The organism is Weissella sp. DD23 (assembly GCF_001579105.1).
Taxonomy (GTDB): Bacteria; Bacillota; Bacilli; order Lactobacillales; family Lactobacillaceae; genus Weissella; species Weissella cibaria.
Window position 1 is genome coordinate 202,477 of sequence record NZ_KQ970394.1, and the last position, 985, is coordinate 203,461.

The 985-nt window shown below is 50.2% G+C and carries 2 pseudogenes; both read left to right on the plus strand.

Features of this window, described 5'->3' with window-relative positions:
* Positions 1–522: pseudogene (locus tag WEIDD23_RS13680) on the plus strand (hypothetical protein); the annotation flags it as partial.
* Between the two features lie 48 nt (positions 523–570).
* Positions 571–985, plus strand: a pseudogene (locus WEIDD23_RS08395) (hypothetical protein); the annotation flags it as partial.

The following is a 985-nucleotide window of genomic DNA, read 5'->3' on the forward strand; positions in this document are numbered from 1 at the left end:
GATAGCGACCTAGCAGCCGACGTGACAAATGCAACTTCAGGTATTGATAGTGCAGCTAACGTTTCTGATGTTAATAGCATTGTTAACTCGTATGAGAGCAATTTGGTAAGCCAATCTGTTGCCACGTCAAATTCAATTGCCACGTCAATTGCTAATTCAGTTGCGGCTTCAGAGTCAGCGTCGATTTCAGCATCAACATCAGCGTCAATTGCTAATTCGTTGGTTCAATCTCAAATTTCTAGTCAAGCTGAGAGTTCAGCAGCGCAATCAATGATCGATGCGGGTCGTTCAGCGGATGCGTCACAAGAGGCGTCGCTAGCATCATCAGCGGCAGCGCAATCAATGATTGATGCGGGCCGTTCAGCAGATGCATCACAAGAAGCATCATTGGCATCATCAGCGGCAGCGCAATCAATGATCGACGCCGGCCGTTCAGCAGATGCGTCACAAGAGGCATCGCTAGCATCATCAGCTGCAGCAGAATCGATGATTGAATCAGGACACTCAGCAGATGCATCATAAGAAGCATCACTGGCGACGTCAGCAGCAGAGAATTCAGCAGCGCAATCAATGATTGATGCGGGTCGTTCGGCGGATGCATCGCAAGAGGCATCGCTAGCATCATCAGCTGCAGCAGAATCGATGATTGAATCAGGACACTCAGCAGATGCATCGCAAGAGGCATCATTGGCGACGTCAGCAGCAGAGAATTCAGCAGCGCAATCAATGATTGACGCAGGACACTCAGCAGATGCATCACAGGAAGCATCATTGGCGTCATCAGCAGCAGAGAGTTCAGCAGCAGAATCGATGATTGAGTCAGGCCGTTCAGCGGATGCGTCGCAAGAGGTGTCACTAGCATCATCGGCCGCAGAGAGTTCAGCCGCACAATCAATGATTGAATCAGGCCACTCAGCAGATGCATCGCAAGAAGCATCATTGGCGTCGTCAGCAGCTGAGAGTTCAGCCGCAGAATCGATGATTG